Source organism: Planktothrix pseudagardhii (assembly GCF_904830925.1).
Lineage (GTDB): Bacteria > Cyanobacteriota > Cyanobacteriia > Cyanobacteriales > Microcoleaceae > Planktothrix > Planktothrix tepida.
Genome location: NZ_LR882967.1, coordinates 4,914,172 through 4,938,634 on the forward strand (window position 1 = coordinate 4,914,172; position 24,463 = coordinate 4,938,634).

Sequence of the window (24,463 nt, forward strand, 5' to 3'; positions counted from 1 at the left end):
CTGCTGCTCTATTATTGCTGTTTTTACTATCCTTTTCAACCCACCCCACAACCCGTCTGCCTAATCATCGGGTTGCTGTACAACTAATACAGAACATTTAATGTGATGCACCGTATAATTACTGACACTTCCTAAAAATAATTCGGCTAATTCTGAACGGTTACGCCTACCAATTACGATTAAATCAGCCTCCCATTTTTTCGTAATTTCTCGTATCCAATATCCCGGTTCTCCGATTTGATATTCGGTTTCAATGGAAATTCCTTGCTGTGCAGCATAATTGACAAAGGTTGATAACCATCCTGCCACTTCATTAATTTCCTGTTCAATTAATTCATGTTGAATTTGTGCCACCTGGTTTAACCGTTGACCATATAAATCTCCAGGGGAACCTAAAATCATCGGTGATACAGTAATAGAATGAAAGACTTTTAACTGACTTTGATACAGTTTAGCCAGTTGTAAGCCTTGGTGAAAGACATACTCTGCTTGGGGAGTGCGATCAATTGCCACTAAAATTTTGTGATATTCCATGCCCGTGTCCTCTTTCATCTGTTTTAATTCCCTAATGGGCTAAAAGCTCAAATCTTTGCCCCCAAAGGGATTGATTTCCTATAATCTTAGTTTAAACCCAATTTCGGACTTTTTGACCTAAGAATGCTATATTTAAAGGTTGGGCGATCGCTGACAATGCTCAACATCGTCTAACTAATCTTTTTTGTTACTATCGAGCTATATGAGTCAAAACTACCGCATTACTCTTCTTCCAGGCGATGGCATCGGCCCTGAAATTATAGCGGTGGCTGTCGATGCGTTAAAAGTCGTTGGAAAACAACTCAGCATTACTTTCGATTTTCATCAAGCGTTGATGGGGGGAGCGGCGATAGATGCCACTGGGGAACCCCTTCCAGCAGAAACCTTAGAACAGTGTCTCAAGAGTGATGCGGTACTATTGGCGGCCATTGGCGGCTACAAGTGGGACAATTTACCCCGTCATCAACGACCTGAAACCGGGTTATTGGGGTTACGCGCTGGATTAAAATTATTTGCGAATTTGCGCCCCGCGACAATTTTACCCCATTTAATTGATGCCTCTTCTTTAAAAAAAGAAGTGGTAGAAGGGGTGGATATTATGGTTGTCCGTGAACTGACCGGGGGAATTTATTTTGGACAACCCAAGGGAATTTTTCAGACGGAAACCGGGGAGAAACGCGGCGTTAATACAATGGCCTATACGGAATCCGAGATTGATCGGATTGGTCGTGTGGGGTTTGAAACCGCCCAGAAGCGTCGAGGTAGACTTTGTTCTGTAGATAAGGCGAATGTCTTAGATGTCTCTCAGTTATGGCGTGATCGCATTACCCTCCTCGCCTCAGAATACCCCGATGTCGAATTATCTCATTTATATGTTGACAACGCTGCCATGCAGTTAGTTCGCGCCCCCAAACAGTTTGATACGATTGTCACGGGGAACTTATTTGGCGATATTCTCTCCGATGCGGCGGCAATGTTAACGGGAAGTATCGGAATGTTACCTTCAGCCAGTTTAGGGGAGTCTGGCCCTGGGGTCTTTGAACCCGTCCATGGTTCAGCACCGGATATTGCGGGTCAGGATAAAGCCAACCCCCTCGCCCAAGTCCTCAGTGCTGCCATGATGTTACGCTATGGTTTAGATCAACCCGTTGCGGCGAATCTGTTGGAAAATGCTGTTTTAAAAGTATTAGATCAGGGATATCGTACCGGGGATATTATGTCTGAGGGCATGAAATTAGTCGGGTGTCAGGAAATGGGAGAAATGTTGTTAAAGGCATTAGAAGAAAATTAATTTTAACCCCTCAAATCGTTACTGTAGAGACGCGCCATGGCTCGTCTCTACGGGGGTTTTAGGGATAATCTAATTAAACTTGAGAAGGTTTTAAACTGGCTGTTGAGGAATTCAAGCTCGGCGAATGGGAATTGTTGTTTGATTCCTTAATCGGATTCCGGGACTCAATTAATTGAATAGCGCGATTTACACTTTCGGGTAAAATCACCACTAACGAACCCGCCCCAGCCCGGTCTAATGCCGTATTAATCGCTTCGGTTTCATTCAAAATCATTTCATAGCGAATCCGAGGTTCTGGAACTCGTCCTAAGACCTGCTGAAGACCCTTACTAATTAATTCCGCCGCCGAACCCCGTTCTCGGCCACGAGTATCATCATCCTCCTTCACAATAATCTCATCAAAAATATCCGCCGAGAGTTGACCCAAAGCCACAAAATCCTCATCTCGGCGATCGCCAGGGCCACCAATGACCCCAATCCGATGCCCTGGCCAATTTTTCACAAAAGCCCCTAATGCTTCATAACTGGCAGGATTATGGGCATAATCAATCAAGGCGTGATAGCTACCCATATTAAATAAATTCATTCGTCCTGGGGTTTGGGATGTCGAAGCCACAAAGGTTGACAAACCCGCCCGAATATGCTCTATTTTAACCCCTTGAGCAAAAGCAGCTAAACAAGCTGCTAAGGCATTGGCAATCATAAACGGAGCCCGACCCTTCATCGTGATCGGAACATTCACCGCCTGCTCAATTCTCAGCGTCCAATCCCCTTTTAAAATCGACAAATAGCCATTTTCATAAACCGCAGCTAATCCCCCTGATTCCGTGTGTCTGAGGACAATTTCATTCTCAGGATTCATGGTGAAATAAGCAACTTGGGCTTTGACCCGTTCAGCCATTTGTACCACTAACGGATCATCAGCGTTCAGCACCGCATAGCCTTTCGGCATCACCACCTCAGCCACCACGCTTTTGACTTTTGCCATTTGTTCGATGGTATCAATATCCCCCAATCCCAAATGATCCGCCGACACATTCAACACCACCCCAACATCGCAGGTATCGAACCCTAAACCCGCCCGGAGAATTCCCCCCCGTGCACATTCGAGGACAGCCACTTCTACCGTTGGATCACGCAGAATCAGTTGGGCACTTTGGGGGCCAGTATTGTCTCCGGGTTCGGCTAAATGATCGCCAATATAAATACCATCAGTGGTGGTATAACCCACAGCTAACCCCGTTTGCTTCATAATGTGGGCGAGTAAACGGGTAGTGGTGGTTTTCCCATTGGTTCCCGTTACGGCTAAAATCGGGACACGGCTGGGTTGACCGGGGGGAAATAACATATCCATCACCGCCCCGGCCACATTCCGAGGTAAACCTTCACTGGGGGCGACGTGCATCCGAAATCCCGGTGCGGCGTTAACTTCCACAATCACCCCGTCCACTTCCCGCAACGGTTTGGAAATATCCGGTGTCACCACATCAATTCCGGCAATATCCAGACCGATAATTTTGGCAATGCGAGCAAATAACCAAGCATTTTCCGGGTGAACTTCATCGGTACGGTCAATGGCACTCCCGCCCGTACTCAAGTTAGCGGTAGCCCGCAGAAAACAAACTTCCCCAGCCGGTAATACCGTTTCCAGGGTATAGCCTTTCTCCGTGACCATGGACAGCACGGTTTTATCCACAACAATCCGGGTGAGGACGTTATCATGGCCATCGCCTCGACGGGGATCTTTGTTAGTTTTCTCGATTAACTGTTCAATCGTTAATTGACCATCGCCGATCACATGGGCTGGAACTCGTTCTGCTACGGCGACCATTTTGCCATTCACGACTAACACCCGATGATCTCGACCCGTATAGAAGCGTTCCAAAATCACACTGTGGGTTTTAGAGGCATTACTGGCTTCATCGTAGGCAGCAGCAGCCGTTTCCCATTTGGTAATATCAAGGGTAATCCCCCGGCCATGGTTGCCATCGAGGGGCTTAATGGCAATGGGATAGCCCCCGACTTCATCAATGGCATCTTGCAGTTCATCAAAATAGCGAATTACTGTTCCCCTAGGAACCGGAACCCCCGCATCCCGTAGAATTTGTTTCGTGCCTTCTTTATCACAGGCCAACTCCACTGCTAATACTCCGGTTTGATTACTCAGAGTGGCTTGAATTCGTTTTTGATAACATCCATAGCCAAACTGAATCATAAATCGAGCATTCAGTTGCTGCCAGGGAATATCACGCGCTTCCGCTTCTTTAACAATGGCTTCTGTACTAGGGCCAAGGGAGGCTTGGGCTTTTAATTCCTTGAGATCTTCAATATCCTGGGTGAGTTCTTCGGCCGGATAGGTTCCCGTATCCACAATACTTTGGCATAGGCGGACAGCGGCTCTTCCTGCATAACGTCCGGCGTGTTCGTTATCATACTCAAAGGCGACTTGAAAAATCCCTGGACTGGAGGTTTCACGGGTGCGACCAAATCCGGCGGTCATTCCCGCTAACTGTTGGAGTTCCAGGGCAACGTGTTCAATAATATGCCCCATTAACGTCCCCCGTTCTACGCGGCTGAGAAACCCCCCTCGGACTCCCGGTGAACAGTGATGTTCAATTAAACTAGGGAGAACAGACGTTAAGCCTTCATAGAAACCTGGAATATCGCAACTATAGCGTTCAGTTAATTCTTCTAAATCTAGGCGCATGACAATCAGGTGATGACGTCGGATGCTCCAGTAGTTAGGGCCTCTTAAGGTTTGTATTTTAAGAATTTTCATATCCGTGTGAGTCCGTGATGCAGGAATGTTCCAGGGTAATAGTCCGCTTTATTCAATTTCAAGCTAAGGTGATTTGGAAACTGTTTGCAGTGAACAGTTTTTTTAAAACCCTTGAATGCTGGGAGGTTTGGCCAGTGGGGATTTACAATTTTTGAAAGCTGAACCCTCAAAATCAAATAAAGCAGGGAGCTTGATGAGCCGTAGAGATGCCCCAATCAAAGGGTTTAGCAACACCTTCAACCCGGCTCCTAGGAATTGTTCAAGGGCAGAAATTTTCTGTCCTGACTCCCCTAGGCTATTCCCTCACCTTCAATCCTCAATGGCTTCAGTTAGGATTCCCTTATCGTAATCACCGGGAAAAACCTGGGCAACCTCCCACAGCCAGATTCCGATGTCCACGGTTTACACACTAGGGGTAGAACTCGGACGCCGGGAATGGAAGTTATACTGATCGCCATAGGACAAAATATGTACCCGAAGATTGAATACACTCAGGGGATCAGTCGCTCCCGCATTCACCAGATTGGTGTAGGACATTTCGTGGGTATCCACAATCGTAACAGTTCCTTTCCCCACCACCCGCAATAAACCTTCGGCTTCAAATAAGGCACAGGTATCTTCATCAATGCCAATGCCAATTTTATCGGGATGGGCTGCGATCGCACTGATCAGTCGTGCCATGCGATTGCGGTTGTGGAAGTGTTGATCAACCAGCAATTCAGGTAAAATATCTAAGCCGGTTGCCATGTCCACCAGAGAACGGTTAGGAGATTCGCCACTTCCTCCCCCAGCAATCATGTGATGACCCATAACGGCAGCCCCCGCACTGGTTCCGGCTAAAGCCATTTGGCCTTGTCGGGCGGCAATGCGAATTTTCTCCATCAGCAGGGTATCGGCTAATAAACTATAAAGCCGGAGTTGATCACCGCCTGTCATGAATACCCCAGTACAGGCTTCCAAGTAAGCGTGCCATTTGGGATCTTCACAATGATGACGTTCCCGAATATCAAAAATTTCAATGGATTTTGCCCCCATTTCCTCAAAGATTTTTTGATATCTTTCTCCTTGAATGGCGGGTTCGCGGGAGGCAGAAGGAATGATGGCTAGGTTGGCATTGGAAGCACCAGCCCGATGAAAAAAAGTTTGCAGAATCTCACGTCCATGAACTTTGTCTTCTGCTCCACCAATAATGAGAATAGAGGTTTTAGTTTGTTGGGGAATCATTTGTTCAAGGGCTTGAGATGTCAACTGCTGCATAGTGTATCTCCTAGTCATGAGAATAAGTTCAAGATTAGGGGCATTTGTCACCACCTACGGCTTGTTACCAACAGTTGTTCGATTTGGCTACAATGAGTACAGATCTTTTTGAATTAATCTGTAACTTAGGCCAGCGACCCTCGGCTAGGGTTTCCCCTGATATCCCATAGGACTGTTTCTGACCTCCCTGTAGAGACAGAAACAACCGGATCTCATCCTCAACCCCAGTTGTTTCTGGGGTGAGTGTTCTCCTCCAACAGGAGCAGAGAAACGGGTTTTTAACCGGGATAACCGAGTTGCTCGGCTTTGCCTAAACTCCCCCTGATTGGATAGGGAAATTTCGAGAAAACCGATTTAGGTCGCTTTGTCCAATCAAAAAAAGCTGATCCATTTTAGTATATTTTGATACGAATTAAGAAATATTTAAGTTTATGGACTATCATATAGCATGACATCTCCTGTGCAAGTTTTTGCTTAAAATTTTTTTAGGGTCAGATGATCCACTCGTAAATCTTAAATACTGTGCGTTTTGACATTATTACTCTATTTCCCGACTTTTTTGCCTCTCCCCTGAATTCAGGTCTTTTGGGTAAAGCTTTAGCAAAGCAAATTGCTGATGTCCATTTAGTTAATCCCCGTGATTTTGCATCGGATAAGCATCGCCGGGTGGATGATGAGTCCTATGGGGGTGGTGTGGGAATGGTCTTGAAACCTGAACCAATTTATGCAGCTGTTGAATCCTTATCCCAACTTCCCCGTCGAGAAGTGATTTTCTTAACGCCCCAAGGGGAAAAAATGCACCAAGGGTTATTCCGCAATTTAGCTTTAAATTTTGATCAGATTGTTTTAATTTGTGGGCATTATGAAGGTATCGATGAACGCATTTTGTCCTTAGTGACCCGTGAAGTTTCTTTAGGAGATTTTGTCCTGACTGGAGGCGAAATTCCAGCAATGGCACTGATTAATGGAGTTGTACGATTATTACCGGGAACGGTTGGAAAACAGGAGTCTCTCAAAGCAGAAAGCTTTGAAGATGGGTTACTGGATTACCCTCACTATACTCGACCTGCGGAGTTTCGAGGAATGCGAGTTCCTGATGTTTTATTATCAGGAAATCATCAGAAAATTGAGCAATGGCGAAAACAACAGCAACTTCAGCGCACTCGTGAGCGTCGTCCTGATTTGTGGCAAGATTGGATACAGAGGTCAGAAAGCAAGATTGAGGATGAGGGGACAAGGGGATAAAGAGGATTTTGGTTGTTGGTCAACAACCAAGGGTCAAGCGTCAACAATCAACAGTCAACAGTATGAATTCTGATACACCCGAAGAAGTCATTCGAGCTATTGATTGGGCATTAAGTCAAGGGAATTTTAATCAAGCAAAAACCCTCTGTGCCCAAGCGAGTCAAGATTACCCTAATCATGCAAAAATTCAACGCTATGCTCGAATTTTAGCTTCTCGAAATTTGCCATTTCATCAACTTGCTCCCAATCCTGATACACCCTTAAATCTTAATTGGGTGATTCAACATCGCCAACATTATCGGGGGAGATGGGTGGCATTAGAAAAAGGAAATTTAATTGCAGATGCGAGTTCTATTGATGAATTATTTGCTCAAGTCGGAAAGGAAAAAATGAAAGATTTATTTTATACAATTATTTATTGATTTCCGACTGACTTTCGGCAATATTTAACTGAAAATCTCGATTTATTGATATACTTTAAAATATAAAAATACCCTAGATAAAAGAGTGATATTGTTAAGGAGGTTTCAAAGCGATAAAGCCTGGGATCAATTGCCTAGTGATTCAATCGGGGCAACCTTATACACAAATTAATTGAGTAATGCTATAATTAATAGTAGAAACTCTCGGATTAATCTCAATCCTTTTATCAGTATTTTGGGCTAACCTTGACGGAGTGTAAGAATTGGCTGTTTTAGTGAGGGAAATGGAGGATTTATCACAAATTTGATAAATTTTGTGATCAGAGCCAATTTCTAGGGATTATTGGACGTTGACTAAGGAATAAGTTGACGGTTAAATTATTCTATCTTTCAGTTTATTAGTGGAAGAAGTTAACTCTGTCTTCTGGTAGAAGGTAAACCTTAATCAGAGAGATACAGTAGTGTTTAGCCAATCAAGAAAAGATAAGGAGAAAATCATGGCGACAGAAAAACGTGGATTTGCTTCCATGGATGAAGAAAAACAACGGGAGATAGCCAGCAAAGGCGGTAAAGCAGCCCATGAGTCAGGACGCGCTCATGAATTTACTCCTGAAGAGGCCAGAGAAGCGGGTCACAAAGGTGGTAAAGCAGTCAGCCAAGATCGCGAACACATGGCTGCTATTGGTCGTAAAGGAGGTAAAAATAGCCATAAAAAAGATAATGATAATGAACAAAATAATCAAGATAATGAAGAAAACTCATAATCTGGTTCCATAAAGTTTAATCTCAATTGAGATCAAACTTGGGTGTTTAAAAAAAGCTTCTGTTTGAAATAGTGCTCAAAAACTGGGTTTTTCTTAAGATTAAGCCTAGTTTTTGCCCACTCTACCTGTGTAACAAGTTTTTAGACTCCAACGGAGAAGTCGTGACTCTGTTGGAGTTTAAGCTTTGGCACAAAAGACTTGACATTCTCAGACGGCTTGATTATAGTAGAGTCACCTAGCAATAGGTTGAGCAGAAAATTGACTTCTGTCTCACGTACCGGAATCAAGGAATATACAAGATAACAATGCAGCTAGGATATCAGTAATAGTTGCAATGTTTAATAGTTGAGTATTTTACTTCTATCTTACTTGTATTGATATCTTGTGTACTCCCTGATTCCGGTACGTGAGACTTTAGCCAAAACCACTCTCAACTTAAGGTTTTAATTCAATACATTAGCTCTGGTGCTGACAGGATCAGTTTTCGAGTTCTATTTTGGACTTGGAAATAATATACTTTATGTCACATAAACTAAGGGTCTGAAGGGTATAGAATTACAAACTTTATGAATGCTAGGCATCCACTTATTAAAAAATAAGAAGGTATTATGAAACCTCGCTTGGCAATTTATTGGGATGTTCAAAATGTTCGGATTTCTCCTGAAAAAATCAAACTTTTGAATCAATGGTTAAATCAAAAAGGTGATAGATTAATTCAGAAAGCTTTTGCCTACTGGCGGAAAGAAAATGAACAATTGGAGAAGGCTATCGCTAATGAGAATTTTGATTGTTTTAATGTTCCTTCCCCAGAAAAAAATGCAGTTGATATTAAAATGATGGAAGTTTGCAAAAATGATATAATTTCAGACAGGAGCATTAGAATCGTGATTTTAATAACAGGAGATAAAGACTATCTACCCTGTGTTAAATGGTTACAAGAGTTAGGGATAAAAGTAATATTGATTTATGGTAATAATGTTAGTCAAGCATTGAAAGAAGCTGTTGATAAAACCTATAATATCGAGGAAGTAATCGCCTCTGTTGCAATCGATCAGGCAACTCCAGAACAACTAGATTCCTCTACTATTCTTCCTTACGAAGAAGCTAAAAAATACTTAATTGACTTAATTAAAACCGTTCAAGCGAAAGGGAAAAAAGCGACTCTTGCTTTAATTGGTAATTTCATTAAAAACCATCCTCGGCTTTCTGGCTACAAAAAAATCTCATATTGCAAACCTGATGGAAAGATTGTTTATAATTTCGGTAAATTTGTAGATGCAGTAATTCAGGAGGGAATTATTCAAAAAAATTGCAATGGAGAGTTAACTTTAGTATGAATGTAGAAAAATAGCGATCGCTATCATCCGATATAGAAATCCGCACCAAGGTTGTAATATTTTATTGTAGGGGTAATGTCATTCCCAACCGTTTTTGTGGTTGGGTTGGGTTTCCAAACCCCTACAATATTGAATCACAAATCTTATACGGATTCCTATATAATGATGACAAAATTACCCGAAATCAAAAACGAACAATTACGACTACAAGCTCTCACCCATCGTTCCTATATTAATGAACACCCTAATGCTGGAGAAGATAATGAACGATTAGAATTTTTAGGGGATGCGGTCTTAGGATTTTTAGTGGGAGAATTGCTATTTAAAAAACGTTATCCCGAAGACATGACCAAAATGAGTGAAGCGAATATGACGCGCTTACGGTCAGCGTTAGTCGATGAAAAACAACTTGCTAAATTTGCGATTCAATTTAATTTAGGGGAATTATTACGGTTAGGAAAAGGAGCCATTCGAGATGGGGGACGCACTAACCCAGCGTTACTGAGTGATGCCTTTGAAGCTTATATTGGTGCTTATTATTTAGATACAAATATTGATGCAGTTCGAGATTTTATTCATCCTTTATTTTCGGCGGTTGCGAATGAAATTGTCTTTCCCCAAGCAGAAACAACACCCCAAACCTTAATTGATTGTAAAAACCGTTTTCAACAATGGGCCTTAGCGGAATACGGTGAAAACCCAAAATATTATGTCGTCGGAGAATCTGGGCCAGATCACGCTAAGGAATTTCAGACTGAAGTTCGGGTTAGGGACAAAGTATATGGTTATGGAAAAGGACGCCGAAAACAGGATGCGGAGAAAAGAGCCGCAGAAGTCGCGTTACAAAAGTTGGGTCTGCTTTGATAATCAGTTATCAGTTATCAGTTATCAGTTATCAGTGAGTTTGCGGTTCAAAATCATTGAGCGAGGGTAGAGCTAACGTCCCTCCACTTCCCCGACTTCCCCGACTTCCCCGACTTCTTCTACTCCCTCTGCTCCCCCTGCTTCCCCTGCTTCCCCTGCTTCCCCGACTCCCCCTGCTCTATCTTCCCGTCTTATCTTCATAGACTGTTTTCTATGTCAAGTTTATTGAGTATTGTTTCTTATCAATGTTTGTGATCCAGTGGTTTTGAGTTAACTTAAACAACAAAATTATTGTTTTAGTCGCCGATTTCGCCTCAAATTGCCATATTTAATAAGCAAAAATTATTAAAGCCATAAATTTTAGTCAAAGAAAGTGATGAATGATAAGCTAAACTTGATCACTATATTTAAGAAAAAATAAAAATTTAACACTAAAAGGTAGTGACATATTGGGAAAAAGCTGTTATCTTTATAGATAAGAACAGTCTTAACACGACTTCTTAATTAATTCGGCTCTAGCCAAAGTCACCTTAACGGTAAGGTGATGTTTAATCTAGCTGATTGCCTTTCAGGACAAGCTAGATCCCTTGTGTTCAATGATTTAACTACTACAAAACCTATTTTGTAAGTAGCAACCTATTGTTTTAAAAGCAGGTTGTTAGGAGGGTCTATGTCTCAATTTTCAAACAATTATTCTCGCAGAAAATTTTTAATTACAGCCGGAGTTTCTGCCGCTAGTACCATCTTTTTAAAAGGATGTTTAGGCAACCCACCCGAACCCACTGCTAATACGGGAAGTTCACCCGCAACAACAGCAGTTCCTGTGGCAAATATTAGCCCGGAACAAGCTCCAGAAGTTACCAAAATTAAACTGGGTTTTATTCCTATTGTCGAAGCTGCTCCATTAATTATTGCTAAGGAAAAAGGCTTTTTTGCTAAGTATGGAATGAGTGATGTTGAAATTTCCAAACAAGCAAACTGGGCTTCAGCACGGGATAACGTTACCATTGGGTCAAGTGGGGGTGGAATTGATGGCGGACAATGGCAAATGCCGATGCCCCATTTAATGACAGAAGGCATTATTACCGGGGGCAAAAAGGTTCCCATGTATGTCTTAGCTCAATTAGTAACAAATGGTAATGGTGTTGCTATTTCTAATACCCATTTAGGGAAAGGAATAGGCTTAGATATTAAAGGAGCAGCCGAATATATTCGCAGTTTTCCAAGTACCAGTGGACGCAAATTTAAAGCTGCTTATACTTTCCCCAATGCTAACCAAGATTTTTGGATTCGTTATTGGTTGGCGGCGGGTGGAATAGACCCCGATGTTGATATTGATTTGATCGCAGTTCCTCCCGCAGAAACGGTTCAGGGAATGCGAAATGGAACAATGGATGCCTTTAGTACAGGAGACCCCTGGCCTTATCGAATTGTTAGCGATAATATCGGGTTTATGTCCTGTTTAACCACCGAAGTTTGGCCGTTTCATCCTGAAGAATATTTAGCCATTCGTGCTGACTGGGTTGATAAACATCCCAAAGCAACAAAAGCTCTATTAAAAGGGATAATGGAAGCCCAACAATGGTGTGATAAACCAGAAAATCGAGCCGAATTAGTGACGATTGTTTCTGGGCGGAATTATTTTAATATTCCCAAAGATGTAATTACCCCTCCATTCCAAGGAAACTATCAGATGGGAGATGGAAAACCCGCCATTCAAGACTTTAATAAAGGCCCGTTATATTGGAAAGATCCCATTGGTAATGTTTCCTATCCCTATAAAAGCCATGATTTATGGTTTTTAACTGAAAGCATTCGTTGGGGTTTCCATCAAGGTCAAATTCAAGATATTGCCCAAGCTAAAGCTATTGTTGATAAGGTAAACCGCGAAGATATTTGGCGGGAAGCGGCTCAAGAAGCTGGATTTACAGCTGATATTCCCACTTCAACTTCAAGAGGGGTTGAAAAATTCTTTGATGGAATTACCTTTGATCCAGCAAATCCTGAAGCTTATCTTCAAAGTTTAACTATCAAAAAAGTATAGTGAAAACTTCAGAATTAAGAATAAATCTATAGGAATTATAGATGATTCTTAATTCTTGAAAAGTAAACCTTCCCCATTCTTATTGTAGACTGAAAAACTTTCAAGGAGTTGTAACAAAATGACAAGCGTAGCCAAAAGAAGAGCAAATGGAAATAGCTTTGCTGATAACCTCGGTGAATTTTGGAAAAAGAATGCACAAAATATTATTCTTCCTTTAATAGGAACCCTGGGTTTTTTGATAGTTTGGCAACTTTTATCTCTATCAGGAATTACCCGTTTGCCTGGGCCGTTGAGTGTGGTTACAAATGAACAAACTCGCATTTTATTAATGTATCCTTTTTATGACCGAGGAGGATTAGATAAAGGCTTATTTTGGCAAACCTTAGCCAGTTTAGGACGGGTAGCTCAAGGCTATTCAATTGCTGCCATTGTTGGGATTAGCGTAGGTATTTTAGTCGGAACAAACCCCATATTAGATAAAGCATTAGATCCGTTATTCCAGTTTTTACGAATGGTTGCACCTTTAGCCTGGGTTCCTATTGCCTTAGTTGCCTTTCAACAAAACCAACCCGCCGCTATTTTCGTGATTTTTATTACTTCTGTTTGGCCAATTTTAATTAATACCAAAGAAGGTGTTAAACAAATTCCTGATGATTACAATAACGTTGCTCGTGTGTTGCAATTATCTCGCAAAGAATATTACTTAAATATTCTGTTTCCCTCTGCTTTACCTTACATTTTTACCGGATTAAGAATTGCCATCGGTTTAGCTTGGTTAGCCATTATTGCAGCCGAAATCGTGATGTCTGGTATCGTCGGAATTGGTTTCTTTATCTGGGATGCTTACCAACAAAACTACATCAGTGACATTCTCTTAGCCGTCGTTTATATCGGTGCAGTAGGTTTAATTTTAGACCGAGGCATTGGTTACATTCAACAATTAATTGTTCCCGGTGAAAGAAAGTAAATAACAGCCGTAGGGTGCGTCAGCCCAGCGCACGCACCATTCCAAAATAATTACTTAGGAGTTAACATCATGGCAAAACCTTTAATCGAAGTTGAACAAATTGATAAAGTCTTTCCTTTAGCCGGAGGCGGTCAATATATAGCCCTCAAAGGCATTGATTTACAAATTAAAAAAGGTGAATTTGTTTCCTTAATTGGACACTCAGGTTGCGGAAAATCCACCTTATTAAATATGGTAGCCGGGTTAGATTTACCCTCAGAAGGAATTGTTACCATTGAAGGTCAAAAAATCACCAAACCAGGGCCAGATCGGATGGTGGTGTTTCAAAACTATTCCTTATTACCCTGGCGAACCGTGCGAGAAAATATTGCTTTAGCAGTAGATTCCGTAATGAAGGGATTACCGTTAGCAGAACGGACAAGTATCATCGAAAGCCATATTGATTTAGTCGGCTTACGTCATGCTGTTGATAAATATCCGGCTCAATTATCTGGGGGAATGAAACAACGGGTTGCGATCGCTCGTGCTCTAGCTTTACGCCCGAAATTACTCTTATTAGATGAACCCTTTGGAGCCTTAGACGCCTTAACCCGGGGTAATCTTCAAGAACAATTAATGAAGATTTGCCAAGATAATCAAATCAGTGCCTTAATGGTGACACACGATGTCGATGAAGCGGTTTTATTATCCGACCGAATTGTGATGTTAACTAACGGCCCAGAATCAAAAATCGGACAAATTTTAGATGTCGATATTCCTCGTCCCCGTCAACGGATGCAAGTCGTAGAACACCCCAGTTACTATCGGTTGCGAAGTGAAATGATTTATTTTCTCAATCAACAAAAACTGATCAAAAAAATGCGGGCTAAAAAGAATAAAGTCATTGCCCGTCATGGCTTAGAAAAAATTAATTTAGAACTGGGTTTTGTTCCCCTCACCGCCTGCGCCCCCCTCGCCGTTGCTAAAGAATTAGGATTTTTTGAAAAACACGGTTTAGATGAAGTTCATCTGGTGCGGGAAAGCAGTTGGCGCGGCATTAGTGATGGCATTGCCGGAGGCTATTTAGACGCGGCTCAGATGCCCTCTGGGATGCCTCTGTGGATGACGTTAGGGGGGGATGACACCAAACCCACAACGGTGATTACATCCCTCACCATGACCCGTAACGGCAACGCCATTACCCTCGCCCGTCGCTTCTATGACCAAGGCATTTACACCTTGGCAGACTTCAAAAAAATGTTATTACAATCCCCTGGACAGCAACATCGCATGGGGGTAGTCCATCCTAGTTCCATGCACAACCTGTTACTCCGCTATTGGTTGGCTTCGGGTGGTATTGACCCAGACCATGATGTGGAACTGTTACCCATTCCCCCCGCCCAGATGGTGGTGGACTTACAAGGTGGCACTATTGATGGGTTCTGCGTTGGGGAACCTTGGAACCTGCGGGCGATGATGGAGGACGTCGGGTTTACCGTGGCGACGGACTTAGAAATTTGGCCGGGACACCCTGGAAAAGTCTTAGGGGTGCGGGAAGACTGGGCAGCAGCCTATCCCAATACCCATATTGCCTTAGTGAAATCGCTGTTAGAGGCGTCTGCTTATTGTGCTGACCCGGAAAATGCCGATGAAATTCGGGAAATTTTAGCCCAACGGACTTATCTCGGTACTCGCGCCGAATATATTCAGTTGGCTGACCCCAATGATGTGGCTTGCAATCTGGATCAACCCATGCGTCAATATGCCCATCATCAATTTTTTGGCGAAGGCGTCAACCGTCCCAGCCGCACTGAACAACTGTGGCACATGGTTCAAATGGCTCGTTGGGGGCATACTCCCTTCCCCCGCAACTGGGTGGAAATTTTAGAACGTTTATGTGCAGTGGGGGCTTTTAGTACCGCCGCCCGTGAATTAGGACTTTCTGAAATTAGTTATAGTCGCAGCGCTATTCAATTATTTGATGGCACAAAATTTGATACTGAAGATCCCATTGGTTATCTCAATAATTTGAAGATTAAACGGGATTTTACGGTGACAGAAATTGTCTTAGATTATCCCCGGATTAAAGTTGCTTAATTCAACCAATAGAGACGCGCCGTGGCACGTCTCTACAAATACCATTTAAAAATAAGGAAAAATTAACCATGACTACTGTTAAAAATGTGGGTTCTACCTTTGGTAAAAAATTTACTAAAACATCAAAAGTCAAAAATCAGCCTTATTTAGTGTTTGATCACGTTTCTAAGGTTTATCCGACTTCTAAAGGGCCGTACACGGTTTTAAAAGATGTTAATCTCACGATTAATGAAGGGGAATTTATTTGCGTGATCGGACATTCCGGGTGCGGAAAGTCTACGTTATTAAATATGGTTTCTGGGTTTAATACTCCTTCCGATGGTCAGGTGACATTACGCTCAAAACCGATTTTAAAACCAGGGCCAGACCGCATGGTGGTGTTTCAAAACTATGCCTTATTACCTTGGCGGACGGTATTTGAAAATGTTTATTTGGCGGTTAATGCGGTTCATCCCAGTAAGTCACAAGTTGAAAAAAATGCCATTGTTCGTGATCATTTAGCTATGGTGGGATTATCAGAAGCGGCCGAGAAAAAACCCCCTCAAATTTCGGGAGGGATGAAACAACGGGCTGCGATCGCACGGGCCTTAGCCATTCGTCCTGAAGTGTTAATTTTAGATGAACCCTTTGGGGCGTTGGATGCTATTACCAAAGAAGAATTGCAGGAAGAATTGTTAAAAATATGGAATGATCATCGCTGTACAGTATTGATGATTACCCATGATATTGATGAGGCATTATTCCTGGCTGATCGCTTAGTGATGATGACAAACGGCCCCTCGGCAACCATTGGAGAAATCTTAGAAATTCCCTTTGAACGTCCTCGCGATCGCACTCAAATTATGGAAGATCCTGAATATTATAACCTCAGAAATTATGCCCTAGATTTCCTCTATCGTCGGTTTGCCCATGATGATGAATAAATAATTTTGACTACACCCTAAAACCCCAGTTTCTTCAAGAAACCGGGGTTTTAATCTTAGGAAAATTTAAAGCATTTAAGGGCGAGAAAACCTCGCCGATACAGGGGATCTTTAGATGAATTAAAATGTCATTTTCTTTCCGAACTCTAACTGATTTCATCCCATTTTAACTAAATCTCCATGATGATTTCCGAGCAACGTTCCATTCTGTAAAGCCAGGGTTCCTAATAAGGGAACATGATTACTATTTTCTAATAAAAATTTTAAAAAAGTTTCTGCAATAATAGACAGTTGTTTTCCTTCTAAATGAGTCACATACCACCGCAGATGAATCGGAAAATGTTGTACATCTAAAATAGTCAGTTCCCCCATTAACTGTTCTGCAATCAGAGTATGTTGAGACAGAACTGAAAGCCCTAAACCTCCTGCTATCGCTTGTTTAATGGCTTCATTACTCCCTAATTCTAAACGAACTTTTACCCCAACTTTATACCGTTCAAATAGCTTTTGAACCGATTGTCGTGTTCCTGAACCTTGTTCTCGCATAATAAAGGGTTCTCCCGCTAAAGATTTAATCGGAATATTCTTTTCTCCCGCTAAAGGATGATCTTGTCGGGATACAACAACTAAGGGATTATCTAAAAACGGTTGACTGGATAATGCTAAATCTTCAGGAGGTTGACTCAGGATATACAAATCATCTTGATTGTCTTGCATTCGTTGAATTAAGGTAGCATGATTAGTCACCTGTAAAGCAATATCAATCCCTGGATATTGTTGACAAAAATGCCCTAACACTCTGGGGACGAAATATTTAGCCGTTGAGACGACTCCTAACCGCAAGCGACCTTGTTTTGTTCCTTTTAATGAAGCCACTTGCATTTCTAAATTATCCAACCGTTCAAAAATATCTTGACAAGTAGATAGCAATGCTTCTCCGGCTTCAGTCAGATACAGTTGCTTGCCAATTTGTTCAAATAATGGTAAACCAATGGTTTGAGTGAGTTGTTTAACTTGAGTTGAAACCGTTGGCTGTGTAATCATCATTTCTTCGGCAGCCTTCGTAAAGCTACTATGACGCGCCACGGCCTCAAATACTTTCAGTTGATGTAAGGTTGCCTGCATCAAGAGTCTATCCCTCCTTGAGTCATTAGGGTTATGAAATAAAAGCTTTGCAACGTTTCTCTCTTTTCTATTATAGATATAAATCAATAAAATTATCGTTTAACATTAAAAAAAAACTATATAACTAAAAGTTATCTAACACTGAGAGTCGATGCTCACTGAGGGAAAACCATTCTACCGCTTTTGGCTTTTTCTCCATGAGGGGTATTGAAAATACGGAAAATTGAGTTATAATCAAATATAGTCTGAAAAAAAGCTGCGGGCGTAATTCAGTGGTAGAATGTCACCTTCCCAAGGTGAACGTCAGGGGTTCGAGTCCCCTCGTCCGCTTCACTGGGATTCTCTCACCGCCTGACGTTCACCTTAGTAACGCTACATCCTACCACTGAATTACTCATCTGTTGCTCAATACCTATTAAGCATAGTGGGTTCGTTGAGTATTTTACTTATATAGTTATATAGATAATACTTATAGTTATTAGAGCGATCGCCTAACTTTTGCTTATAATCCGTCAATAGGTGATATTTCATATCTTAGGGTGAACTTTTACCCGTGCCTGTCAACTTCTAGGTTTACTTCCCTTTGTATGTACATCTGGAAACAAACTTTACTTTTTGTCGGCAGTAAAAATTTTCTCCTCAATCCGTAAACTTTAAAGTTATCTTCCCGTTGTATGTACAATGGGAGGTAAGCAAAACTTTTAGAGGAACGGTAAAAAATATGAACAAGCTTGAGAACTTAGAGAAGGGTAGGGTTAAGCGCTATGTAGGGGATGAGGAGAAGGTAAGGACTACATTAAGCTTAAGCAAGTCTACACGAGAGTATTTGAGTCAGTACGGCAATGGTATGTCAGAAACGATTGAGTATCTGGTATGGGTACACAGTAAGGGTAAGGCTGGACTGGTTACAGATAAGTTTGAGATGTTAAAGGATAGGTAATAAAAAAATCTATTGAATAGATTCTATTCAATAGAAATAGGAATCACAAAGCAGAAAAATAGACTAAATAGCTTTTTATACTGAATCAGTGTTACACTGATAAAATAGTTAACACTAAACAGGGAATAATTATATGTCTAACTATAATCCTAATACTGAAGGGTTAAGCCAACCAAAATGGGTCAATAAACCTGTGAAAGTTTACCGTCTACCTGAACCGATAGCAGATGATGTCCTAGCCTATGCTCATAAATTGGACAAAGGGGAGAATGATCGCTCTACTGTTGAATTGGACACTGCCATAAAAATGTTGACTCAATCGTTAACCCTACCCGCCAATAAAGGGGGCGCGATTAAAGCGGAAATTAAAAAGGTACTGGAGATACTAGCCAAAGGCTGACCCTAAAAGAACACTAAACTGAATCACTCACCCCACTGACGTTAAATCAGTGGGTTTTTTGTAGTTACTGGATACAGTCACAACAATACAGAATCCAGTCTAAGGGTATTGTTGCCTTGTCCCCTGACTTACCCTTAAGGTCAACATAGTGATTACCGTGTATCTGGACATACTCTACAATCTCCCAACTCTTGCCATTAACCCGGTCAAACACTAGAGAATTTTTAAAGTAAAAATCGATGGGTAAAGATAGCTCTATCTTGCTACCAGTGGGAGGTGTGGCTGTCACACTTGTTTTAGATTCTTCCTTATAGAAATAATCAGAAACATCTGTGACACTTTCAGTGGGTTCTGTCGGTTCATCTATGTCTACCCGTTCGGATGCAAAATCCGGGTACTCATTCTCACCGTTAACCTGTTTAGTCGCTTCAGTTATCCTTTCGTTAATCCGTCGCTCTATCGCGTCCGTTAGGGCTTGTTCTAAGTCGCTTAACGGTAGAACCTGATACCGTGTCAAAACATCACCCTTATCTCTCAACTGTTTACGTTCCCAACTCAACCCGATAGCTTTTAGTAGTTTGTTAATCGTTTTTACCTTGTCATTGCCTGATGATGAGAAACCTAGCCGTCTGGCCTTTGGTTTCTTGCATTCCTGATGAATAAAATTTATCAGTTCATCATCTGGATTAATCAACCCACTATCCTTAGTTATCAATTCCACGAATCTAATCTCCCGTAAAAAGTTAACCTTCTGGTAATAACTGGGTTTACTGTCTAAATAGACAATATCCTCTTTCTCCAGAAGTTTGAGTAACCTTTGTTCAGTGTTTAGCCGTGCTTTATCAGGGTTATTAAGGAAATGCCCTAAAGTTAAAGCTGATAATATTTGAGGTTTTTTAACTAGCATCTCTATCAATAAAATATTCCAGTGTTGCGTATCAGCTATACCGGGTAATATTCGTTTATATTTCCACTTTTTAAGTTGACAGCGTTGCTCTTTTGTCAACCCCTGGCTGTTGTTTTCCCAACGTTTACCGACTGTATCAGGTATATCTTCAGAATTAAATATTTCTGTAATTTCCTCTTGAATAATAGCTTCTTTAGTTTCCTTGATTTCCTGCTTAGTTTCTTTACAGTTATTAATCTCTCCAAATTTAACCTTATGCCCTGCTTTTTGTAGCATTAAAATTAAACAGTCTCTAAGGTGATTTGTCTCAAATTCTGATATCCAGTTAAGTTTAGGTTCTAGTCTTGAGTGTGGAGACTCTATATAATCAACTACCATCTCCTGATATGCTTTTACAGCGTCGTCACAGCTTAAAGTACCTAAATCATCACGGAGATTGTGAAATGAATCTAACATTATGTCACGCCATGATTCTGTATCTTTATTATCTACAATAAAGCTTTTATGAGATACCCATAGATAACGCGGTACGCTGGGATCTCTAAGCCTTGCTATCATCTGAAAGTTAGCGTCAGCATCAAGAAAATTTCCGATATGATATCCGGCTTCAAAATAACCTTTGATTGAGATATCTAAACCCTCACCACCGCTAGGGGAAATTATTACTAAGTCTGGTTTCTCTAGCTCAATATACTCACTAGGATTAGACAAAAATCTTTTCATACACTCATCAGGAGACGTTGTACTATCTAGTCTTATTACTTTTTTGCCTTTACCTGTAGCCATTCTATCTAAAGTTTCGCAGTTCTTTTGAGATGTAGCTGTAACAAAAACGGGTTTATCGTGGCTTAATATCCGTTTAAATACTCCTGACATTTCATTCATTAAAATCTTACCGCTATTTGTGTCTGTAGTCTGCAAGATAGTAATGTTAAAAGGGTTAGATTTATGTTCATTCAAGACTGAATAATACTTTTTATCTTTACCCCTAAGTTCTTTAATGAATTCAACCGCGTTATTTGCCAGTGTCCCATCTAAGCAAAACACTATCGCAGCGCGCCTTATAGCTTCTTCAAATAATCTAATAACAGCGTTTCGTCTTGACCCCAAAAAAGGACTATAAAGCTGTTTTAAGACGCTCATAACCTCATCTATGATGATAATAGAATCATCAAAGTCTTCTGGGTCAAAGTGAATCAGTGAGTTAATACACAGCGCAAAATTAGTGTGTACATCTTTCCTTAATAAACGTCCATCATGCTCTTGATAATGACAGAAATCACCGTCAGTTTTAGCGATAAACTGAAAAAGTAAGTTATTAATTTTACCAAGTGCAAATTTTCGCTGTGATAAACATTTTAGTCTGTCAATTAACCAAGTAGTTTTAGCAGTTCCTAACCCAGACTTAATAAAATAAGTATCTCCATCTTTCCAAGGTAATTCCAGTAAAGGGTTAGTTAAGTATTGTTGATTAATTGTTATGTTTGGAGTAAACCCTTTCTGTGATAACCACTCATTAAACTTTTCATTATTTCCGCTTGAGATGTCAGCAGTTATCTTGTAATCAGTGTCCCATTCTGTATAAGAGACAATCTTAGTAAGACTCCCTTCTGGGTATTCATCTACATCATAATTATCCGCATTTTCCCATATCTCAACGTATACGTCATACCCTAAGTTAACTAAAAAGTCTCTAGTTTTTCTCCAGTTGTTTAAAACTTGTGGATTGTTTAAGCTTCCCTTGTCAGGACACAGGATAATTCTCTCAGGACTAAAAGCGTTAACGTAACTTGCAAAAGTTTCAGGACTAGCTGTAAAGTTTCCCCCTGATGCTCCTAAATAGTTTTGGTTATGACGATATGCTGCAACTTTAGGCTTAAGGATACCTTCACACAGCTTTAAGTCTTTATCTTCTGGATTGATAAATTCACAAGTTAACGGTAATTCCCCTGTTTCTTTTAGGTGTACCGTTGCATCTATTCCCCTGTTATCGTTAGCTTTAGACGTTGCCCAAACATATCTACTATTACTACCCTTATCAGTTACCCGTATCTGATAACCCGTTATTTCACCTTTCGGGTTTTTAGTAAAACACAGTAACCCATCATGAAAGTTAGTTGAACCCTTGCCGGAAACATTTACACCAGCAAGGTTAGGATTGACATACTCTTTTAATTTCTGCCATTGCTTAACACTTCTAAACGGTTCTTTTTTAATTTGCTCATCAGTTAAACCGCGTCGCTTTAAGTCGTTGTTATCCTCAAAATTTAGAGATAACTGATCAATAAGCTTTGTATGCTCAATGTGGCGTTCTGAGTCGGTCAAGCTTAACGCTTGCTTCTGTTCTCTCAGTCGTTTCCGTTCTAACTCGCGTTCTGCTCTTAAGCGTACAGTTTCCGTGTCAGGAGTCGCGTTAAAACTGCCTTCAGGTACAAAGATACTCCAGTGATTATCGTGTGTCTTCTTGACGAATTTATAGCCACTGACATCAATATCAAAGTTATGACAGAAAATAATGTCATCTAAGGGGATATACTTGCAGTGTCCCGTTGTGTTGTTGCAGATGGGACACGGGTTAGATTTTTTTGACGCTTTAAACTTTCCACGTCTAGCGAAATCAGTGTTATACTGTATTTTAATTAATTAAAAGAATGTTTTTTTTGATGCTATGACCTTGCCGGGTCATAGTTTTTTTGTTTTGATGCTTATCGGATGAGCTTCTAACTGAAGAGTTGCGTCTTCTGTGGCTATGTAGTATAGTTAATCCATAAGAGATCACTCCTTTTTAGTGTTTACTATTATTTTTAACTTTTTTATCGTTTATCGCTAGACTCAAAACTAACTTATAGTGCTGATACTAGCAGCTTTGGCAGATTACGGGTTTTGATTGGTCAATGAGAGCAAAGATAGTCCCTTGATTGGACATTCTGAGAGGTAACTTTAACGGGGTTGCCTCTTTTTGCGTTTGTAGAATCTACTCTCTGAAAATAGCATACCTATCGAGAAAATTTCAACAAGAAAAATATTTATTTTTGAACAGGTAAACCCTAGGGTTTCCGTTTTAATTTCTGCTTTTGGTACAGGACGGAAACTTACGGAAAGATAAACGAAACCTTTAAGGTTTCCTACTACACTCTTGTTAACCCTACCCATTACCAGGTTTAAATTATTCATCTGGTAATTACGGTATTTTTTGAGGGAATAACCCGTTAACGGATTTTAATAAAAAACTAATTAACGGGTTTTAGTAAAAAACGATTAATCCTCTAAATCAATAAAACGTTTAATTTCATTTAATACATTTTTCCCTTTTGAGTAACTTCTCCCTTTATATCCCATTAATTCCTGGATTATTTTTGTATCTGAGTATCCATCCTCCAATGCGTCTATCACGATTTCAAACATTTCCGCCGCTTCTACGCTTAACCCAGTTTCCGACTTACTACCGTTTACGGGAAGTGTGGTAGTAGTGATTTCCGGGTTATGGGAAGTATCGGAAATTTCCTCACCGTAAGCGGTAGTATCCTCTGATAGTGTCACTTCCGGGTTATTTCCGGTGTCAGAAGTCAGGGAAGTAGCCCTATCAGCAATCAGATATTGTGCGATAGCGGTATTCGTGCTTTGAGCTAAAAATAGATCACTCGCTAAACTGTGTTTAAATTCAGCTTGTTCACGTTTATTGATTGCATCAATTTTGGGTTTTAGTTTACCGAGTTGAGTCGTTAGGTAGAGTGACGTACCGCTTGCGACTATCGCGTAGGTAATAGAACTGAACCTAAAAAACTTATGCCAATTGTTAGCGTTTACATCACGGGTAAGGAACGGGGTAAAAAACCAGAAAGGGAGTGAGGTTGTTAACAGGAATAAGTTAATAATGTGGTTTAATTTCCAGTTCTGTTTTATCGCTTCTATGTTGGTAGAAGGATTGATTACTGAGTAACCCATTGAATTAACCCCCCTACTAATAAAGCAGTCGCTAAACCAACAAGAAAAAGTAAACCTAAAACCCATTCTTTATCATCGGTTTTACGATAATAGATAGCTGTACCCGTAACACCTAAACCGATTGAGATAATAAGAGAAAGAACAAAAAAAGGTTCCTTCAATTGGTTAACTAATAACGCTAGTAAACTGATTAGGCTTGCGGTACTAGCTACTAATAAAAGGAACCCGGTAATGCGATAAAACTGAATCACCTTAACAATCCTCTAGTAGCCAGAGTTCACTGTCTATAAACCATTTGTCAACGTCAGATGATGAGTTGAGAAACTTTACTTGATACTCCCAAACAGGTTCAGGTCTGTTATCGGTAGCGTAAGCCATACCCGTTACCCGTCCAGGGAACCAAGCATACACGTTAGGGTTAGACCAATCTGCTAAAGCATAAGCTTCTACCAGTTGACCGATACGGTACTCAGGTATCGGAATGTTTATTGGTAGTAAAAAGTCAATCTTTTGTCGCTCAATTTGTACTACGGTCATGTTACAATCCTTCATGATATCTAATGGATTACCCTTACCCGTCCTGAGTCTAAGAGGACGGGTTTATAATTTCTAAATCTATTCAATAAAATTCATTGAATAAAAA

20 protein-coding genes and 1 tRNA gene are annotated in these 24,463 nt (G+C 40.8%); 12 read left to right on the top strand and 9 right to left on the bottom strand.

Going from position 1 to position 24,463, the window contains the following annotated elements:
• Window positions 1-60: 60 nt before the first annotated feature.
• Window positions 61-552, bottom strand: coding sequence for a universal stress protein (locus tag NMK36_RS21185; protein ID WP_245824207.1), 492 nt, complete (start codon window positions 550-552; stop codon window positions 61-63).
• 184 nt (window positions 553-736) lie between these two features.
• On the opposite strand from NMK36_RS21185, the gene leuB reads away from it, so the two are divergent.
• Window positions 737-1,825, top strand: coding sequence for a 3-isopropylmalate dehydrogenase (gene leuB / locus NMK36_RS21190; protein WP_072718574.1), 1,089 nt, complete (start codon window positions 737-739; stop codon window positions 1,823-1,825).
• A 73-nt stretch (window positions 1,826-1,898) separates the two neighbouring features.
• Here leuB and cphA read toward each other — a convergent pair whose 3' ends face one another.
• On the bottom strand, window positions 1,899-4,604 hold the full coding sequence (cphA, locus tag NMK36_RS21195; RefSeq protein WP_254174554.1) for a cyanophycin synthetase: 2,706 nt from the start codon (window positions 4,602-4,604) through the stop codon (window positions 1,899-1,901).
• A 402-nt stretch (window positions 4,605-5,006) separates the two neighbouring features.
• Complete coding sequence (locus tag NMK36_RS21200) at window positions 5,007-5,861, bottom strand: cyanophycinase (RefSeq protein ID WP_072718571.1); 855 nt, start codon at window positions 5,859-5,861, stop codon at window positions 5,007-5,009.
• 522 nt (window positions 5,862-6,383) lie between these two features.
• Here NMK36_RS21200 and trmD point away from each other — a divergent pair.
• The 5 genes from trmD (at window position 6,384) to rnc (ending at window position 10,493) form a co-directional block, all read left to right on the top strand.
• Window positions 6,384-7,106, top strand: a complete 723-nt coding sequence (gene trmD / locus NMK36_RS21205) for a tRNA (guanosine(37)-N1)-methyltransferase TrmD (protein WP_072718570.1) — start codon at window positions 6,384-6,386, stop codon at window positions 7,104-7,106.
• Between the two features lie 62 nt (window positions 7,107-7,168).
• Window positions 7,169-7,528 (top strand): hypothetical protein, encoded by a 360-nt coding sequence (locus NMK36_RS21210; protein WP_072718747.1) that lies wholly within the window; start codon window positions 7,169-7,171, stop codon window positions 7,526-7,528.
• A gap of 497 nt (window positions 7,529-8,025) precedes the next feature.
• A complete protein-coding gene (locus NMK36_RS21215; RefSeq protein WP_254174555.1) occupies window positions 8,026-8,292 on the top strand; it encodes a KGG domain-containing protein in 267 nt (88 codons plus the stop codon).
• A 608-nt stretch (window positions 8,293-8,900) separates the two neighbouring features.
• Window positions 8,901-9,629 (top strand): NYN domain-containing protein, encoded by a 729-nt coding sequence (locus tag NMK36_RS21220; RefSeq protein WP_254174556.1) that lies wholly within the window; start codon window positions 8,901-8,903, stop codon window positions 9,627-9,629.
• 162 nt (window positions 9,630-9,791) lie between these two features.
• The gene (gene rnc, locus NMK36_RS21225; protein ID WP_367400268.1) at window positions 9,792-10,493 is read left to right on the top strand and encodes a ribonuclease III; all 702 of its coding nucleotides are present in this window, start codon (window positions 9,792-9,794) and stop codon (window positions 10,491-10,493) included.
• Between the two features lie 72 nt (window positions 10,494-10,565).
• Here rnc and NMK36_RS28855 read toward each other — a convergent pair whose 3' ends face one another.
• Window positions 10,566-10,694: a hypothetical protein gene (locus NMK36_RS28855; RefSeq protein ID WP_302184675.1), complete on the bottom strand. Its 129-nt coding sequence runs from the start codon at window positions 10,692-10,694 to the stop codon at window positions 10,566-10,568.
• A gap of 469 nt (window positions 10,695-11,163) precedes the next feature.
• Here NMK36_RS28855 and NMK36_RS21230 point away from each other — a divergent pair, with 469 nt between their 5' ends.
• From NMK36_RS21230 to NMK36_RS21245, 4 genes are all read left to right on the top strand, one after another.
• Window positions 11,164-12,537 (top strand): CmpA/NrtA family ABC transporter substrate-binding protein, encoded by a 1,374-nt coding sequence (locus tag NMK36_RS21230; protein ID WP_072718567.1) that lies wholly within the window; start codon window positions 11,164-11,166, stop codon window positions 12,535-12,537.
• Window positions 12,538-12,655: 118 nt separating this feature from the next.
• On the top strand, window positions 12,656-13,504 hold the full coding sequence (ntrB, locus tag NMK36_RS21235) for a nitrate ABC transporter permease (RefSeq protein ID WP_072718566.1): 849 nt from the start codon (window positions 12,656-12,658) through the stop codon (window positions 13,502-13,504).
• Window positions 13,505-13,573: 69 nt separating this feature from the next.
• Window positions 13,574-15,580, top strand: coding sequence for an ABC transporter ATP-binding/substrate-binding protein (locus NMK36_RS21240; protein WP_254174557.1), 2,007 nt, complete (start codon window positions 13,574-13,576; stop codon window positions 15,578-15,580).
• 68 nt (window positions 15,581-15,648) lie between these two features.
• A complete protein-coding gene (locus NMK36_RS21245; RefSeq protein WP_254174558.1) occupies window positions 15,649-16,503 on the top strand; it encodes a nitrate ABC transporter ATP-binding protein in 855 nt (284 codons plus the stop codon).
• A gap of 156 nt (window positions 16,504-16,659) precedes the next feature.
• Here the strand turns inward: NMK36_RS21245 and NMK36_RS21250 are convergent, their stop codons facing one another.
• Window positions 16,660-17,631, bottom strand: a complete 972-nt coding sequence (locus NMK36_RS21250) for a LysR family transcriptional regulator (RefSeq protein ID WP_072718563.1) — start codon at window positions 17,629-17,631, stop codon at window positions 16,660-16,662.
• 255 nt (window positions 17,632-17,886) lie between these two features.
• Here NMK36_RS21250 and NMK36_RS21255 point away from each other — a divergent pair.
• Together NMK36_RS21255 and NMK36_RS21260 are read left to right on the top strand one after the other, a co-directional pair.
• Window positions 17,887-17,958 (top strand) — tRNA-Gly (locus NMK36_RS21255).
• A 743-nt stretch (window positions 17,959-18,701) separates the two neighbouring features.
• Window positions 18,702-18,968, top strand: a complete 267-nt coding sequence (locus tag NMK36_RS21260) for a hypothetical protein (protein WP_254174559.1) — start codon at window positions 18,702-18,704, stop codon at window positions 18,966-18,968.
• Between the two features lie 64 nt (window positions 18,969-19,032).
• Here NMK36_RS21260 and NMK36_RS21265 read toward each other — a convergent pair whose 3' ends face one another.
• The 4 genes from NMK36_RS21265 to NMK36_RS21280 form a co-directional block, all read right to left on the bottom strand.
• Window positions 19,033-22,200 (bottom strand): plasmid replication protein, CyRepA1 family, encoded by a 3,168-nt coding sequence (locus NMK36_RS21265; protein WP_254174560.1) that lies wholly within the window; start codon window positions 22,198-22,200, stop codon window positions 19,033-19,035.
• A gap of 933 nt (window positions 22,201-23,133) precedes the next feature.
• Window positions 23,134-23,820 carry a hypothetical protein gene (locus NMK36_RS21270; RefSeq protein WP_254174561.1) on the bottom strand — a complete coding sequence of 229 codons (687 nt, stop codon included), beginning with the start codon at window positions 23,818-23,820 and terminating at the stop codon, window positions 23,134-23,136.
• Window positions 23,805-24,071 (bottom strand): hypothetical protein, encoded by a 267-nt coding sequence (locus NMK36_RS21275; protein WP_254174562.1) that lies wholly within the window; start codon window positions 24,069-24,071, stop codon window positions 23,805-23,807. Before NMK36_RS21275 ends, NMK36_RS21270 begins: the two co-directional genes overlap by 16 nt.
• Window position 24,072: 1 nt before the next feature.
• The gene (locus NMK36_RS21280; RefSeq protein WP_254174563.1) at window positions 24,073-24,357 is read right to left on the bottom strand and encodes a hypothetical protein; all 285 of its coding nucleotides are present in this window, start codon (window positions 24,355-24,357) and stop codon (window positions 24,073-24,075) included.
• Window positions 24,358-24,463: the final 106 nt, after the last annotated feature.